At 42.5% G+C, this 16,345-nt stretch carries 18 protein-coding genes; 11 read left to right on the top strand and 7 right to left on the bottom strand.

Annotated features, from left to right (window positions below; all coding sequences use genetic code 11):
- Position 1: 1 nt before the first annotated feature.
- Both AC4EG4_RS06900 and AC4EG4_RS06895 read right to left on the bottom strand, forming a co-directional pair.
- Entirely contained in the window at positions 2-667 is a 666-nt protein-coding gene (locus AC4EG4_RS06900) for a Crp/Fnr family transcriptional regulator (protein ID WP_490987375.1), read from the bottom strand.
- Positions 668-678: 11 nt separating this feature from the next.
- Positions 679-1,104, bottom strand: coding sequence for a DMT family transporter (locus tag AC4EG4_RS06895; RefSeq protein WP_490987374.1), 426 nt, complete (start codon positions 1,102-1,104; stop codon positions 679-681).
- Between the two features lie 366 nt (positions 1,105-1,470).
- Here AC4EG4_RS06895 and AC4EG4_RS06890 point away from each other — a divergent pair, with 366 nt between their 5' ends.
- The 3 genes from AC4EG4_RS06890 (at position 1,471) to AC4EG4_RS06880 (ending at position 4,588) form a co-directional block, all read left to right on the top strand.
- Positions 1,471-3,525: a GAF domain-containing sensor histidine kinase gene (locus AC4EG4_RS06890; protein WP_490987373.1), complete on the top strand. Its 2,055-nt coding sequence runs from the start codon at positions 1,471-1,473 to the stop codon at positions 3,523-3,525.
- A 94-nt stretch (positions 3,526-3,619) separates the two neighbouring features.
- On the top strand, positions 3,620-4,120 hold the full coding sequence (locus tag AC4EG4_RS06885) for an NUDIX hydrolase (RefSeq protein ID WP_490987372.1): 501 nt from the start codon (positions 3,620-3,622) through the stop codon (positions 4,118-4,120).
- A gap of 27 nt (positions 4,121-4,147) precedes the next feature.
- Positions 4,148-4,588 (top strand): NUDIX hydrolase, encoded by a 441-nt coding sequence (locus AC4EG4_RS06880; protein WP_490987371.1) that lies wholly within the window; start codon positions 4,148-4,150, stop codon positions 4,586-4,588.
- Positions 4,589-4,664: 76 nt separating this feature from the next.
- Here the strand turns inward: AC4EG4_RS06880 and AC4EG4_RS06875 are convergent, their stop codons facing one another.
- The gene (locus AC4EG4_RS06875; RefSeq protein ID WP_490987370.1) at positions 4,665-5,114 is read right to left on the bottom strand and encodes a DUF305 domain-containing protein; all 450 of its coding nucleotides are present in this window, start codon (positions 5,112-5,114) and stop codon (positions 4,665-4,667) included.
- Positions 5,115-5,335: 221 nt separating this feature from the next.
- On the opposite strand from AC4EG4_RS06875, the gene AC4EG4_RS06870 reads away from it, so the two are divergent.
- The 3 genes from AC4EG4_RS06870 to AC4EG4_RS06860 are packed head-to-tail and all read left to right on the top strand — an operon-like array spanning position 5,336 to position 7,714.
- Positions 5,336-6,196, top strand: a complete 861-nt coding sequence (locus AC4EG4_RS06870; protein WP_490978536.1) for an aminoglycoside phosphotransferase family protein — start codon at positions 5,336-5,338, stop codon at positions 6,194-6,196.
- Between the two features lie 45 nt (positions 6,197-6,241).
- Positions 6,242-7,117 carry a DMT family transporter gene (locus tag AC4EG4_RS06865; protein WP_490987369.1) on the top strand — a complete coding sequence of 292 codons (876 nt, stop codon included), beginning with the start codon at positions 6,242-6,244 and terminating at the stop codon, positions 7,115-7,117.
- A gap of 39 nt (positions 7,118-7,156) precedes the next feature.
- On the top strand, positions 7,157-7,714 hold the full coding sequence (locus AC4EG4_RS06860) for a GNAT family N-acetyltransferase (RefSeq protein ID WP_490987513.1): 558 nt from the start codon (positions 7,157-7,159) through the stop codon (positions 7,712-7,714).
- A 112-nt stretch (positions 7,715-7,826) separates the two neighbouring features.
- Here AC4EG4_RS06860 and AC4EG4_RS06855 read toward each other — a convergent pair whose 3' ends face one another.
- Together AC4EG4_RS06855 and AC4EG4_RS06850 are read right to left on the bottom strand one after the other, a co-directional pair.
- Positions 7,827-8,732, bottom strand: coding sequence for an S-layer homology domain-containing protein (locus AC4EG4_RS06855; protein ID WP_490978534.1), 906 nt, complete (start codon positions 8,730-8,732; stop codon positions 7,827-7,829).
- A gap of 207 nt (positions 8,733-8,939) precedes the next feature.
- On the bottom strand, positions 8,940-9,977 hold the full coding sequence (locus tag AC4EG4_RS06850; protein ID WP_490987368.1) for a YeiH family protein: 1,038 nt from the start codon (positions 9,975-9,977) through the stop codon (positions 8,940-8,942).
- A gap of 107 nt (positions 9,978-10,084) precedes the next feature.
- Between AC4EG4_RS06850 and AC4EG4_RS06845 the strand changes: the two genes are divergently transcribed.
- Positions 10,085-10,984: a LysR family transcriptional regulator gene (locus AC4EG4_RS06845; RefSeq protein ID WP_490987367.1), complete on the top strand. Its 900-nt coding sequence runs from the start codon at positions 10,085-10,087 to the stop codon at positions 10,982-10,984.
- A 55-nt stretch (positions 10,985-11,039) separates the two neighbouring features.
- Here the strand turns inward: AC4EG4_RS06845 and AC4EG4_RS06840 are convergent, their stop codons facing one another.
- Entirely contained in the window at positions 11,040-11,948 is a 909-nt protein-coding gene (locus AC4EG4_RS06840) for an ABC transporter ATP-binding protein (protein WP_490987366.1), read from the bottom strand.
- Positions 11,948-12,637 carry a hypothetical protein gene (locus AC4EG4_RS06835; protein ID WP_490987365.1) on the bottom strand — a complete coding sequence of 230 codons (690 nt, stop codon included), beginning with the start codon at positions 12,635-12,637 and terminating at the stop codon, positions 11,948-11,950. Before AC4EG4_RS06835 ends, AC4EG4_RS06840 begins: the two co-directional genes overlap by 1 nt.
- 175 nt (positions 12,638-12,812) lie before the next feature.
- Here AC4EG4_RS06835 and AC4EG4_RS06830 point away from each other — a divergent pair, with 175 nt between their 5' ends.
- The 4 genes from AC4EG4_RS06830 to AC4EG4_RS06815 all read left to right on the top strand — a co-directional run bounded on the left by AC4EG4_RS06830 (position 12,813) and on the right by AC4EG4_RS06815 (position 16,323).
- Entirely contained in the window at positions 12,813-13,529 is a 717-nt protein-coding gene (locus AC4EG4_RS06830) for a response regulator transcription factor (RefSeq protein WP_490987364.1), read from the top strand.
- Positions 13,516-15,228: a sensor histidine kinase gene (locus AC4EG4_RS06825; RefSeq protein ID WP_490987363.1), complete on the top strand. Its 1,713-nt coding sequence runs from the start codon at positions 13,516-13,518 to the stop codon at positions 15,226-15,228. The genes AC4EG4_RS06830 and AC4EG4_RS06825 overlap by 14 nt, the downstream gene beginning before the upstream one ends.
- Positions 15,229-15,475: 247 nt before the next feature.
- Positions 15,476-15,757: a hypothetical protein gene (locus AC4EG4_RS06820; protein ID WP_490987362.1), complete on the top strand. Its 282-nt coding sequence runs from the start codon at positions 15,476-15,478 to the stop codon at positions 15,755-15,757.
- Positions 15,758-15,855: 98 nt separating this feature from the next.
- Positions 15,856-16,323: a hypothetical protein gene (locus AC4EG4_RS06815; protein WP_490987361.1), complete on the top strand. Its 468-nt coding sequence runs from the start codon at positions 15,856-15,858 to the stop codon at positions 16,321-16,323.
- The last annotated feature ends 22 nt before the right edge of the window (positions 16,324-16,345 follow it).

Here is a 16,345-nt window from a genome sequence, read left to right as displayed (position 1 = left end):
CCTATTCGTATATATTTTGACCTGCTTGTGCAAGCAGGGATGCGCGGTCGACGATGGTAATCTTGCCCCGCTTTTTCGTGATCCAACCGGCCTGTTGAAATTGCAGCAAGACCCGGTTCAAATGCCGGTAACTCGTACCTATCAAATCTGCCATGTCGACAAGGGAGGTCGCATCAAGCTTGGGTTGTGTAGGAGTCATTGACAGCAGGTAGCTGGCCAAGCGAACATCCACCGGGTACAGCAAGTTGAAGTTCATGGCGTACGATTTGAGTTCAAATTTCTGTGTAATGGTTTTTAAGAGAAACGCCAGCCACGCGGCATTGTCGTTCAGCACTTTTCGCAGCACGGCATAAGGAATTCGGATTACGCGCGTGTCGGAGACGGCTTCTACTGTGTTAATAAGCGGGCAGTGCTGGACATATTCGATATCTCCCACGACATCGAATGGACTTTTAAATGCCAAAATCAGGCGTTTGCCTTCCGGGGACAGCATGGAGATCTTCAGTTTTCCTTCGACCAGCAAGTAAAGCGCTTCAGCATCGTCGCCTTGAGACAGCAGCCGCTCTCCGGCGGTTAAATTGTCGATTTGCATGGTTTGCTGGATCTGTTCCGGAAATAAATGCTCCAGTTCGTATTGGCGAAGGTAAGTAGTGATGGGTTTTTCCATTGTTACCCTCCTTACCACTTTAATACAACAACGCCAGCGATCATTAAGACGAGTCCTGCAACTTGTGTGCGGCCGATTTTTTGCTTGGTCATGTCAAACCAGCCTTTGCCGTCAATCAGGACAGCCGTCATAAGCTGTGCAATCAGGAAAATGCCGATTGTCAGCGTAACACCCATTCGGTGGACAGCGGTCATATTGCTGTAAAGGACAACAGCTGCCAGCATTCCGCCAGAGGCATATAGCAGAGGCACTTGTGTTAAGTTTTGATATGTTCGATCCCGCAGCGATAAGACAATCAAAAATGCCAGGACAAATCCTGTGAACTGGGTCATCGTCGCTGCCTGCCACGTGCCGATGCTGTCGCTGATTGTGGCATTGGCAACACTTTGAAATGTCAAAAAGAAGCCGCCGGCCAGGGCAAAAAGTGTGCCTTTCATTCTATCCACTCACCTTTCTTTCCGTTCACTTTACGAAACTGACAAAGGGTTGAAAAGGACATATGTCCCTTTTATCATTGTAGCGAATACTGGGTAACATTACAGAAGTATATTCAGGCGATCGATCCTGCAGCTTTACTTTTCGAGTTTTAAAAGGGCAATGAGAACTAACTTGAAAAAAGCGGACAGATAAAGAAAAAATAGATGCCGTATCGCTTTTTTAGTACAGGTGGATAAAATTTATCAGCCCAGGCAAATATATTTGTGGTAAGCTACTGACATAATATCTTGATGAGATAGAACGCTTTTTTACTAAAAAAGTTGGAACATTTTATTTCATGATGATCAAGAGCGGAGCGAATAGCCATGTTAAAAGAACAAAGTAGGTACTCAAGACTGGCAGAGTTAACAAAAGTCATCAACACAAAACTGGAGCTGCACGAGGTGCTGAATCATGTCACTGCAGCTATCTCGGAAGAAATTGTCCAGTGCGATTCTGTTGGAATTTACTTGCCGAATGGTCCTGGCAGCTTTAAAGCAGTGGCTGGAAAACCGGAATCCATCAACGGCCACTCCATTCTGTCGCAAAAAATCAATTTGGAAACAGATCCGTTTGCGAAAGATGTGGTCACCGCAAAACAAACCATTTACATTCCAGACACTTCCAAAGACAGCCGGCCCAATCCAGGAGCGGTCGCTGCTTTCAATATCCATTCTCTGTTGGGTTTGCCCATTGTTTACGAAGACCATTTATTTGGCCTTGTTTTTTTGTTTGATTGCGGCAAGCCTATGAATATTTCGGGGCTTCAAATTCAAAGCGTTGAAGCTTACGTCAACATGGCTGCAGTTGCCATTCAAAATGCCAATAATTTAAAGCAAAAAGAACAATTAATCGCAGAGAAGCAATTGTTGCTTGATGCCAACCGTGAACTTTCTAGGTGTTCAACTGTAGAACAAAGCTTGGATATTTGCTTTCATTACTTAAGCAAAACGGTCGACTGTAAAAATGTAGCGGTTTATTTAAGAAATCCAAACAACTTGGATCGCCTGGACTTCAAAGGAATGAGCAAAGAAGCCGAATGGACAAAAAGCGAATGGGAACGCGCATTGGTGGATATTCAAACAAACATGAAGCACGAAAATACGATTTATGAAGTAATCGGCGAGCAAAAGATCAAGTTTATACCTAGTGAGGAAAGATGCCGTTTGCTGCTTATTCCGTTGATCTCCAAAGGAGAGTCGTTTGGACTCGTTGCGATCGCCTGCTTGATGGAAACGCTGCAGTCTGATGAGAAATCACAGGTGCATTTGGCGCAGTCGATTGTTGACGCAACAGCTTTAACGTATTCCAACTTAACGTATATGGACCAACTCGAGCTGCGCGTCAAAAACCGGACAAGTGAGCTGGCCACGGCAAATGAAAAAGTTACCAATGTGATTGACAGCATCACGGATGGTTTTTTTGCATTAAACAAAGACTGGGAAGTGATTTACATCAATCGCCACCAGGCGTTGCCGATTGGAAAAACTGCTGAGAATGTGCTAGGTGAGACCATTTGGTCGATTTTCCCTGAAAAGTTCCACGATATTATATACCGTGAACTTTCCCGTGCTATGACTGGACGGCTGCCGGTTCATTTTGAAATATCTTCTACAGCAGAATCGTATTGGTATGATGTGGTTGCCTATCCATTTGATGACGGCATCTGCTGTTTGTGCAAAAATACTACCGAGAAAAAAATCTATGAAAACGAACTAAAGCGCCTGTCCAATCTGGAATTGATTGGACAGATGGCTGCAGGAATCAGCCACGAAATAAGAAATCCGATGACGACAGTTAGAGGATTTTTGCAATTGCTGACAGACAATAAGGAATTACAGCATTTCAATACATATTTTGAACTGATGATTGAAGAACTGGACCGAGCCAATTCCATCATTTCAGAATTTTTGTCGATGGGAAATACCCAGTCATCAGATTTAGTAAAGCAAGATTTGAATGCTATTATTTGTGAAATTTCTCCGTTACTAGACATTGATACGTTCAATCAAAATAAGTTTATTCAATATGAAACCGGGCCTATTCCTGAGATGTTCTTAAACCGGAATGAGATTCGCCAATTGCTGATCAATCTTTGCCGAAATGGTCTTGAAGCTATGGAACCAGGGAAAATGTTGACAATTCGGACGTACATGGAAAATGACAAAACGGTGGTTCTTGAAATTCAAGACCAAGGAGAAGGCATTGAAGAAGCGGTATTGAAAAAGATCGGCACACCGTTTTATACGACAAAAGACAATGGCACTGGCTTAGGGCTAGGTGTTTCCTACGCCATTGCTGCGCGCCACAATGCAAAAATTGAAGTGCAATCGAGCAGCGAGGGCACCATTTTTGCAGTGAAATTTCATTATGAATGTTGATAGCTGTTGACTTGAAACAAAGAAGAACGAGATGCAGCTGCATCTCGTTCTTTGATCTATGGAATTATTCATGGAAAGAAAGAGAGTGAACGCCATGGTGGAAATCTGGGATTTATTTAACGAAAAAAGAAAATTGCTGGACAAACAACACATGCGTGGCCAAGCATTACAGCCGGGAGAATACCACATTGTAGTGGAAATCTTTACGTTTAATAAGGACGGCAAGCTGCTGATTACTCAAAGAGATGCGGCGAAGACATATCCTTTATTGTGGGAATGCACAGGCGGATCGGTAACAGCTGGTGAAACAAGTTTAATGGGAGCGGTTCGGGAGTTGAAAGAAGAGACGGGGCTTAGAGCTAATCCAAAAGACCTGCAACTTGTCGGCAGCCTGAAAAAAGATGTCTATTTCTTAGATAGCTACATTTGGAAAAGCCCGACGCAAATTGACTCAATCGATTTCAAGTTGCAACCTGGGGAAGTGTGCGATGCCAAATTTGTTACGTTGCATGAATGGGAAGCAATGAATGAGCATCAATTGGTTGTTCCGAAAGTATGGAAGCGTTACCGGCATTACAAAAGCAGAATTGAATAATTATGAATGGTATGGGAGGAGGATTTAATGGTTTTGGAAAAACAGAATAACAATTCAGCATTTTCAGTGCCCAAGCATATCTTGTCGGCAGCAGCCATCGTGCTCAACGATAAAGGTGAGTTGTTGTTAATCAGAGGGCCGCGAAGAGGATGGGAAATGCCAGGTGGACAGGTTGAGGAAGGTGAATCGATTAAAGAAGCAGCGATCCGAGAAGTAAAAGAAGAAACAGGCATCGACATTAAAATAGAGAAATTTTGCGGTGTCTTTCAAAATGTGGAAGACTCTATTTGCAATATGCTCTTTTTGGCGAAACCGATTGGCGGCAAAGAAACCATCTCTGCCGAGAGCTTGGAAGTGGCATTTTACCCAATAGCAGATGCACTGCAGATGGTTACTTGGAAAAACTTTAGAGAACGAATTGAGTATTGCCTCGATGACAGCAGTCATCCGTTTTGCATAGAATTTTAGGTGCAGTTAACAGGACGTAAGGAAAAGGCCGGGAGCAATGGTATTTGCTTCCGGCCTTTTTTGGTTTGAAAAGATTTTATTCGTCTTCCAGCTCTTCAATCAGCCTTTTCATTTCAGCAATTTCTTCCCGCTGCGCTTGAATAATTTCATCAGCCAACTCGCGAACTCGGGGATCGGAAATATTGGCTCTTTCACTCGTCAAAATGGCGATTGAATGATGAGGAATCATCGCTTTCATCCCTCCACTGTCTTCAACCAGTACTTGACTGCGTGCCAGCCACAGTGAAAGTGCAAATACAACCGCACTTCCTGCCAAAATTAGCGTATTGGCCTTTTTATTCTGGTACATGGGCCGCATGAACAGCAGCATAACAATCGCCATAACGGAGCCCATTATCAAAGCCATGTATATACGGGTTTCACTGAAAAGAATGTGGTCCAATTGGAACACGTTCAAAAACATCAACCAATACATTATAAATGTTGATGTGAAAATCATGATTCCAAACTTCAAATAAGCATTCATAAGACATCCTCCTTTATCAATAGATTCTATTTGATGCTTCTTTATAGTGTTTACCATTTTATAGCCACAATAAACTCCATAAAAACTGCATAAATAGGTTGAGCATCTTTAATACTTAAGGAGAGTCCTATTTCTAAATCCAGTTCCTAAAAAATAACAATGGTTAATCTGGAAAATGGTATGATTATTTTAATGAAATGACAATAGTTAGGAGGTATTAGGTGGATGTTTCAACAATAATTTCCAAATTGAAAAAGGAAAACATACTGCCAGCGGTTAGTTGGCAATCCAAGCCTTTGACGGGTGGAACAATGAGTCGAGTGTTCCTCCTTCATGAAAAAAACAACAAGTCCTATATCCTCAAGCTAAACAATGCAAGTGTCACCAAATTAGAAGCTGATTTTCTTGTAATGTATCAAGAGATAACGTTGTTGCCAAACGTTGTAGCGGTAGATTCTTGCCATCGATATATCGTCTATGCACACATTCCCGGATCTACTGTCAAAACCATCAGCAGCAAGAAAGAGATTCTCCAAACTCTTGCTGTCCGTTTAATCAATCAGTACCAGGCTGTTTCTTCAAATGCAGGGTGGGGGCGGCAAGATGCGCCAGCAAGTTCGTGGCAACAATTTTTATCGCAAGAAGTGCAGGCAGCACGAGAATTAGTAGAGCCATTTCTAAAAAAAGAAGATATACCTATCACAGTCCCATTGCCGATTGAACAAAATTGGGACAGGGTTCAAAAAGAGCCCTATTTGATCCATGGCGATTGTGGATTCCATAATTTTATTGTGTGTGAAGAAAGGTTGATGGGTGTAATCGATCCCACGCCTATTTTAGGATTTCCACACTACGATTTGATTTATGCGTTCTTTTCATCACCAGAAGACTTGTCAAAAGACACATTGGATTCCGCTATTGCAGAGCTTACAGCGGAACTGCCGGAACAGAAGTTGCTTTATGAAGAAGTGCGGATTGGCTTGTACGTCCGGATCGCTATTTGCATTAAGCATCATCCAGCAGACTTGCCGGCATATTTAAAGGCTTGGGATTATTGGAGCCAGATAGCGGATAATTCTTAACGGCTAACGCAAACTTGGCTTTATGAGTGAAAGGAGAGTGGCAGAGTGAAAGAAAAACTCATTTTTTCATTTCTGGTCATCCTGACGACCGGATTGATGGGATCTTCCTTTGTGGTAGCCAAAATTGGATTGCTCTATGTATCCCCCTTGTTATTGGCAGGAACACGATTTACAATCGCCGGCAGCATCATGATCCTTTTTGTGTTGCTGTTCAAACGGAAACACCCGGAAACGGCTGTAGAGTGGGGGAAAGTCGTGCTGATTGGTGCTGTTCAAACCGCCGGCGTCATGGGGGCTATTTTTTTGAGCTTGAGAAGCATTACTTCTGGTGAATCCGCCATTCTCACTTTCATGAATCCTTTATTGGTGGTGATATTCGCAACATTGGCTCTCGGCATGCGCTACCGAATCGTTCAGTGGCTCGGCGTAGTTATCGGATTTCTGGGTGTTTTCGTCACGATGGGAAGTCAGTTGGGCATTGGAATTGGGACATTTTTCGGCTTTTCGAGTGCGGTATTTTGGGCAGTGGGAACACTGCTAATTAAGAGGTGGGGAGTCGCCATTGATATGTGGGTGTTGACCGCTTACCAGATGCTGTTTGGCGGACTCATTTTGCTATTGGGTTCTGTCGTGTTGGAAGATGCTTATTTTGTTCTCAATAAAATAAGCATCTCTATTCTGCTATGGCTTTCCATTCCAGCATCCATTGTTCAATTTACAATTTGGTTCCATCTTTTGCAAAAAGGAGATTCCGGAAAAGTAAGTGCCTTTCTCTTTTTGGCACCTTTTTTCGGCATCCTGTCCGGATGGCTGGTGTTGGGAGAAGAAATTGGATTGCCTCTGTTGATCGGCGGAAGTTTGATCTTCACGGGAATTTTCCTTGTAAATTGGCCGGAGAAACGGATAGGAGTGACAGTTTAAAAAGTAATTAACCATGAGTAAGAAGGGAAGCGGATTATGTTGATTACGATTACAGGAGAAAAGATTAGACTTATTAGTGCAACAGCATCCCTTTTGGATGCGCTTTATTACTGGCGTTTTGAGGACATGCATCAGGAAGCCAAAAAATGGAACGGCCCTTACATTCCAGAAGCATGGCTGAGCAAAGAGCAACACCGAAAACAGTGGCTGGAACAAACAGTGATTGCCAAAGATGTACCTGCCTCTCTCGTCATTATTGCCGATAACAAAGCGATTGGCTATGTAGGAGCTTATTGGGTAGACATAAATACAAACTGGCTGGAAACAGGCGTCGTTATTTATGATACCGATTATTGGAACGGCGGATACGGTTCGGAGGCCTACCGACTGTGGATAGACTTCTTGTTTACATCCACCGATTTGCACCGATTGGGCATGTCGACTTGGTCAGGCAATGAACGGATGATGAAAGTCGCTGAAAGGCTCGGAATGCGAGAAGAAGCACGCATCCGAAAAGCACGAATCGCAGAAGGAAAATATTTTGATGCCATTAAAATGGGGATGCTGCGCGAGGAGTGGGAAAGTGGAGTGATGTAACACTGATTCTGAAGTTTTTCCAGAAAGGAACAGGGAAAGTAGAAAGCCTTGGAGGCTATCACTAGTGTGTGATAGTCATCCAAGGCTTTTTAATGTATTGGTAATGGCTTATTTATTGTTTAAAGTTAAAATTTGCTTTAACAGTTGATTCAAAATCATCGACAATAAACTGGCCTGCTTTTCCGCTCAGGTTTTGTTTAGCGTGCTCAATTGTCAATAATTGGCGATCTGGCGATAATTTAAAAGAAGTCGGTTTTACAGGAATTTCAGTTCCATCTTCTAAAATAATCGTGAAGTAAAAGAAGTCAGCTATTTCGATAGCACTATAATCAGCTATTGCCGGCTCTGTCAAGGTAATGACAGTAGTAGTAGCAGAGTCTACTTTAGCACTTGAAGCTTCTGGATAATAGAGCCAATCTGTTGTTGTTTCGATTGTTTTGTATAGCAGATTCGCATATTCCCCACGTGTAATGTTGCTATGTGTTCCATAAGAAGTCGGTGTCTTACCTGAAGTGATTTCTGCACCATACAATGCTTCGATATACGGTTTGAATACTCCACCTGCATCAGAAAAAGGGGTTGGTTGCTGATATTCTTCCAACTCAAATGCGACAGACAAGAATTTAGCCATTGCTCCACGGCTTAATGGAGCAGATGGTTGGAATTCAGTTTTAGTTACTCCAGATACAATTCCTTCTTCTGCAAGTGCGTTTACTGAATTACGAACGCGATTGTTCAAGTCTTTAAAACCAGCATCTGTCGGGCTTTCAGTATCCAAGAACAGTAATTCCGCTAAAATTACCGCTGCATCTCCACGAGTTAATGGGTTTTGTGTACCAAACTTCGTTGAGCTTATGCCATCAGTAAGGTCTAGTGTGTATAAGAAATCCACTGCTTCATCATAATTCTCTCCAACGTCTGTGAATGGGTGTAAAGAAGAAGCGGAAGCAGGTGCTGAAATCGTAACGGTTGCTAATACTACAGCAGCAGCTGTATAAATAAATTTTTTGATAGTCAATGATGTATCCCCAATCTAAAAATAATAAGTTCAATTGTAAAAAATGAATACGAAAACAAGTTGCTCCTTCCATTCAATTCGTTAAACTTAGATTATTATAGCTGGTAATACTCTTCTTTGTATAGTAATTTTTTATAATAATTTCTAGTTATTAGTAAATATATATAGTCTAAATAAAATAGGTTTGTTCATGAGCTTAAAAACACTTTAGCGAACCATGAAATACGCAAAGACCGACAGCAAAATGGACGTAATGGTCATGGCGGCAAGCGGCAGCATGGCGCGTTCCCGCAGATCCCGCAGGCTGACCGTCAAACCTAGCCCTACCATCGCCGCTGTCAGCAACCACGTTGTCGTTGTCGACACAAAATCACGCAATGCTTCTGGGAAAGGGACAGAATGTCCGAGAACGTAGCTTCCCAGAACACTCAACAGGATAAAGCCCAGAAGAAACCATGGAAATTGAATTGAAGCGTCCGTTTCCTCGTCTTTATTTTTGCGTTTCATTAGGAAAATAAAGATTAAGCACAGAGGGACAAGTAGAAAGACCCGACCCAATTTTCCCAATAAGGCAATGGCCAGCCCATCTTCTCCGGCTGGGGCCCCCGCTAAAGCCACATGGGCAATTTCGTGCAGGCTGATGCCGACCCACATGCCGTATTCGATGTCATCAAGCGGCAGGAATGGGCGAAGAAGGGTGTAGGAAATGGCAAAGACCGTACCCATAAGCGCAATGATGCCGACACTGATTGCCGTATCTTCGTCTTTTGCTTTGATGATCGGGGCAATGGCGGCAATGGCGGCTGCGCCGCAAACCGCGGTCCCAACACCGAGCAAGAGAGAAATGGTCTTGTCGGCCTTAAAGCGTTTCGCCAGCCATACAGTAAGCAGGATAGCGAAAGCGATCACAAGCATGTCGCGCAGCAATAAACCGAACCCATCGCTGAGGACCGTATCAATGTTCAATTTTAATCCGTACAAAATAATGGCAACGCGCAACAGGCGCTTTGAAGAAAAGGTGATCCCGGACCGGATGGCATTCGGGTAGCCGAAAAGTTGTCGGTAGAAAACCGCGATGATGATGGCACAAGCCAGTTGGCCGATTTGATCAAAGCCTGGCACTTGAGCCAAACCATAGCCGAGAAACGCAATTAGAAATGTAAATAGGACACCGCCAACCCAAGCGGTTTTAGGTGACAACGGATTTGCATTAGGTTGGATAGAGTTCGTGTTGTTAGTATTCATGGTGAAAACCTCCTGCAGGTAAGTATAGAAAAGGGCTATACATTAGTAAAATAACTATTTAAAATAATGATAATAAGTATTCCGATATACGAGAGTGAGGGCTAAGGATGGAGCAGCGTTTGGAAGTATTTCTCAAAGTGATTGAAATGAAGAACTTTTCTAAAGCGGCAGAGGCCCTGCATATGACGCAGCCTGCTGTCAGCCAGTATATTCGGTCACTGGAAGAAAGCATGGGCGTCAAGTTGCTGGAGCGAACCAATAAATATGTGCGCTTGAACAAAGCAGGTGAAATCGTCTATCACCACGCCGTTGAAATCAAAGAACTTTATGCAAAAATGGATCATCTTCTTGATGATTTAACCAATAAAGCGAGCGGATCAATCGCCATTGGTGCGAGCTACACATTCGGCGAATACTTGCTTCCGCGCATTATTGCAGAAGCAAAAGCACAATATCCGGGCATCAAGCCGACCGTCACCATCGGCAACACGACCACAATTGCCGGACTTGTGCTAAGCCATCAGTTGGATGTCGGCATCGTAGAAGGGCATTTCAAAGATGTTCAGGAATTAAAGACTGAACCGTTTGCAAAAGATCGGATGGTCATTGTGGCATCAGCCGATCACCCCATGGCAAGCCGGCCGGTAACGATGGAAGAGTTGATCGAAGAAACCTGGATTTTACGAGAGCTTGGCTCCGGGACAAGAGAAGCATCCGAAAACGTCTTCAAGCAGTTTTCAATCGCACCCCAGTCCATCATGCATTTCAGCAGCACCCAGCCAATCAAAGCCATGGTCGAAGCGGGCATGGGCATTAGTTTGTTGTCGGAATGGGCCATTCAAAAAGAACTGCGCTATGGGGACATTAAAGTACTAAATGTTAAAGAACTTCCCTATACACGCGATTTTTCCATTGTAACCCGCTCGCCCTTTCAAACGAAGGCGCTTTCTGCATTTTTGGACTTGTTGAAAAGCCATAAAGAGCTGACTGACTTTAAGATTCAGTAAACACAAAAACCGATTCTGCAATTGCAGCAGAATCGGTTTTCTCATGATTTTTTTACTATTTTTCAGCCAAAAACATTTCTTCCAATGAAGGTTCATTGACCTCCACCCGGTAAATATTCACCTGGCAGTTTGTGAATGCGCGGATGATGTCGGCAATTTTTTGTTCACTGCCAACTGTAACGGTGGTATATGCTGGCGTTTTTTGCAGTTCAGTACCAGCCGTTTCCAGCCAGGCATATAGCTTCTGGGCTTCAGCAGCTGGTATTGGATCATGCTTTAGCTGAACGGTGATGGCGGAGCGGTAATAGGAACGCAGTTCGTCCATGGTGCCGCTTTTAACGATGCCACCGTTTTTCATGATGGCGATGGTGGTGCAAATTTTTTCGACTTCATCAAGATTGTGCGACGTCATAAATATAGTTTTTCCTTGCTGCTGCAATGAACCAATCAGCTTATGGATGTGCAATGCAGATTCAGCATCCAGTCCGGAAGTGGGTTCGTCTAGAAAAATCAGGCTTGGGTTGTGGATGATGGCTTGTGCAATGCCAAGTTTTTTCTTCATGCCAAACGAAAACTTGCTGACCTTTTTCTTTTCCACCTCTTCTAGTCCAACAAGCTTTAAGACATGTTGGCATTCTGCATCAGAAACCGGTCTGCCAGATAGGGAAGAAAGAAACTTCAAATGTTTCATTGCCGACATTGAATGAAAAAGTGTAGAATAATCCGGCATTACGCCAATGTGCTTTTTCATGCGTTCGTCTGGACCATTTACGCCTAGAAGAGAGAAGCTGCCGCTCGTTGGAAAAGTAATGCCCGTCAGCATATTGATAAAAGTGGACTTTCCAGCGCCGTTGCGGCCGAGGAAACCAAAGATTTCGCCTTCTTCCACAACGAGGTTAATCCCATTCACTACAGAGGTAGAGCCATATGTCTTATGTAATTGCTTGGTTTCAATCGCTCTCATCAAAATTCCCTCCTATTGAAAAATATAGCTGCAGCTGCAAATAACACCCCAGCAAGGCCAAAAACAACCAGAAACAAGTAGTTGTCTTCAATAAGGTAATAATAGGGGCTGGCAAACTTCAGCCAGCTAACCCAAGCATTATTTGTCAGCGCAACCCACGTGCCAAGAATTGGTGCCAGCAATCCAATAAAGATACCTAAGAACATGGTAATCGATGGTTTGGAAATTACGGCGGACAATAATATAGCCAAAGCGATTTGGAACGTCGACAAAGCGATTACTTGCGAAAAAATGAAGAAGTTGAATTTCGATGAAAACAGGCCGATTACTATAAAGGATACGAGAATGCAAAAAAACCAGAACAGCCAGGCACCCACAAATTTGCCAAGCAAAATACGGAAACGTGAAGTTCGTGTCACTAGAAAGCGCATCGTGCGTTCGTGGCTTTCTTTATTAATGCTGTTGTGCGACAGGCTCATAACAAACAGTTGACCGAAAAACATCAACACAAACAGCAGTCCCACCGTATGGATATTTGCCATTTCGTTTTCTGTCAGCGCAACGGCCGTACCCAAAATTTCCGAGTATTTTGCTGAAAAATAAGAAGTGATGAGCAACACCGCGATGATGATGATCGATTTAATACTTTTAAACATACCGATAAATTCTCTTTTCCCAATCACAACCATGGTAAATCTCCTCCAAAATTCTTTTCGATGTCCTCTAAGCAAGGCATGCTTTTATTATAGAACCTTTTTCTTAAGGCAGAACAAACGTTACCTTAATTTTTCCTTAATTCTCCTTTTATCCCTTAAGAAAGTGATAGTATAGTTTACAGAATACTCATGGAAAGGAACGGTCGGAATGAAAGAACCGCAATTATTGATTGTTGAAGACGAACAAGCCATTTTACAGATGCTAATGACCATCTTAAAAAGAGAAAATTTTCTTCATATTGATGCAGCAGGGTCAGCCGAAGAAGCTTTGGCTTTGTGTCGAACGAAATCCTATGACTTGATCTTGCTTGACGTAACACTGCCTGGTCGGAGCGGTCTTGAAATTTGTCCGCTTATCCGGGAAATCTCGGACGCATCGATTTTTTTCCTGACCGCTCGTTCAACGGACTTGGATAAACTTTCGGGGTTTGCAGTGGGGGCGGATGACTACATCACTAAACCATTCAATCCACTGGAAGTTGCAGCACGTATCAAAGCGCATCTCAGACGTCGCTCTGGAAGCGTACCAAAAATTGACTCTTATCTATTTGAATACGGACCGCTTACTGTCAATACCAGTGCTGGCGAAGTGAAGTTACACGGACAGAACATTGAACTTCCAGCACAAGTTTATCAACTGCTGCTGTTTTTCTGCAGGCACCCCAATCAATTGTTCAGCAAAAGTCAGATTTATGAAAAAGTGTGGGGAGAAGAGTTTTTTGGAGAAGACAATACAGTGATGGTTCACATCCGTAAGTTGCGGGAAAAAATTGAAGCAAGTCCAAGCAGTCCTAAGTTTATCATCACAGTCAGAGGATTGGGCTATAAGTTCGTTCCGGATGGGGGCAGCCATGAATCTGCATAAGCGCTTTATGGTGCAATTTTTCATCCAGCTGTTCCTGCTTTCGCTGATTTTCTTAGTGTTGATGCTCACGGTGTGGGGAGTGATTGGTTTCACCATTTCAGAAGAAGAGATTCAAAACGATTTGGCCGAATCGGATGCCAGCTATTTCACCAATCGAATTGAGGAAGCTAATAATCAGTATTCCCTAAAAAAAGAACTGGAGGAATTAGCCGAGAGCCAAAATGGCTGGTTGGTTCTTTTGAATGAAAGTGGAGCGGTGGTTGATTCTTTCGATTCGCCTGAAGAACTACCGGCGAAATTCACTGCGAGTGATTTTACAGATCGGCTATGGGGAAGTACTGAAAACAACCAACAGTTTCAGTATTGGGAAATCGAATTTTGGGATGAGGAATCGCTGATGCTGTTGTATGGCAAACGAAACGTAGCCCAAGACTTAGTCACTTCCGCTATACCAGCCATTGATTGGCAAGAGGCAAAATTGAACTTAATCGCAGAAAGGAAAGAGCAGCTGACAAGTGAGCAGGCTTGGATGCAGCTTATTAGTCCCGAAGGCAAGGTTTTGGATAGCTATGGAGAGGTTGGTGATACCAGTCAGTATGCAATTCAGCAGTTGGGAGAGCTCGAAGGTAACAATCGGTCGCTTGCATCTTTAACAAATACGGAAACTGGACTCACAGTAATCGCAGGACTTCAAAACGTCCCGTCGACAGCTTGGGAGACGACCTTCTCAAATCGAAATTTCTTATTGTTTGGTTTAATATCACTTATTCTATTGGCTGCTGGAACGTTTTGGTATGCCCGAAAGTTTGGTATGCCGCTCCTTGTGCTAATGCAGTGGATCCAAAACTTAGGAGAAGGGCGCTATGAACAGCCAGCGCATGAGAAAACCGGCTCTGTGATTACCAATAAAAAAGGGAAGGTCAAAAAAAAATACCGGCTTTATAAAGAGTTGGTCGCTACGCTTGATCAGTTGACTGCCACTTTAAAACTTCATCAGCACCAGCAGAAAACCTTGGAACGTACACGTGAGGACTGGATCAGTGGACTGTCGCATGATTTGAAAACGCCGCTGTCATCCATTTCAGGCTATGCCCAGATGCTCGAGTCACCCAGTTACGACTGGTCAGCAGTAGAAACCCGAGAATTTGCTTCCATCATGAATGAGAAATCTTCTTACATGATGGACTTGTTGGAAGAGTTGACCTTGACTTTCCGGCTGAAAAATCAAGCACTGCCTTTGGTTAAAGAGCAAACGGACATCAATGAATTTATCCGCCGTATTGTCATCCACTTTATCAACGATCCGTCAAACACAGCAATGAAGTTTGCATTTATGCCGGCTCCTCAAACTATTCAAGCTCATATTGATCCCATGTGGTTTCAGCGCATCATTGATAACTTAATTTCGAATGCTGTAAAATACAATCCAACAGGTACGGAAATCAAAATTTCTGTCTCAGTTATTGAACAGCATTTGTTTGTGGTGGTTATTGAAGATAACGGAATAGGGATGGAAACGGCAACACTCGATAAGCTGTTCGACCGCTATTATCGTGGGACCAATACCCATGACTCTACTACAGGAACAGGACTTGGCCTGGCAATTACCAAACAGCTTGTCCAGCTTCACGACGGCTCGATCCATGTAGACAGTATGCCGGAAAAGGGTACTTTGGTGCGAATTATAGTTCCAGTTTAAAGGAACGAAGTATCAAAAAGTAGTTCGGAAAAGTGTTTTTAGTTTGCGAACGTTCTTTGTTTTGGTTTTGAGATGTTATTAGAGTGTTCATAAAAGTGTACTTTTACGAACGGTTTGAACCAGAAAAATCTAAGAAAATATGAAAGGCAGTTTTATCAAATAAAGGGTTAAGGTAGAATCTATATTCCATATACGAATCAATGGTGCATTGATATACTAAAATCTAGAAGAGAAGGAGGGAATTGGAATGAGAATATTTTCGAAAGCTTTACTAGGATCAACGGCTATCCATGGCATTTATTTCGTAACTACTTTTGCAGTAGGATACGTAAAAACAATGACTTATAAACCAGATTGGGAAGCAGCTTGGTCAAATGTAGAAAATCTGCAAAGCGATGTTGCTTTCGGTTATGTACCTTCTCCTATTCTTTATGTAGGTTCGTTTTTAGTAACGGCATTAGTATGTAGCATTATTTTAAGAAGGTATGAAAAATTTTCTTCCACTTCTTCTGAAACAGGGGTGTCATAAACCTTTGATTATTAGCGAATCTGAATGTAACTTATGTGCAGTTAAGTTACATTCGATAAAATATAGAATGGCTGAATTTTAAAAAGGGAGAGTAGAAAATGAAAGATATCATTGGTGTTATTTTTGTTCTCCTGTCATTTCTTGGTTTCTATCTAATAGAAAATGTGTTTACGATTGAGCCACAAGTAACTTCTGGTAATGGAAATCTTGGTATGTTAATTATCTTGCTTCTGTCCCCCATTTTCTTTGTGAGCTATTTTTATACCTTTAAAAAGACCAGAGAAGTATTTTACAAGGTACAGAAAAAGATAATAAAAGCACTAATATTATCTTTATTACTTTTATTGGTCGTAGTATTGGTGTTTTCAAATATTGAATATACAAATGAATTGATAATTGCACTGGGAGGAACGCCTTCTGATCCCGACTCTCGAATTTTTCGTTTTGGTTGGTTTAATCAGTATACAAATAGTATTTATTTTAATCTCTACACCTTTTTATTGACCCATATACTAGCTGTAATCATTGGCATTCTATCTGCTATTCGAAATAAAGAAAAAAGATAATAGTCTACTTTAAATTACAGAG

Source organism: Planococcus sp. TJ-201, assembly GCF_058268495.1.
This window is presented reverse-complemented; position numbering and strand designations above follow the sequence as displayed.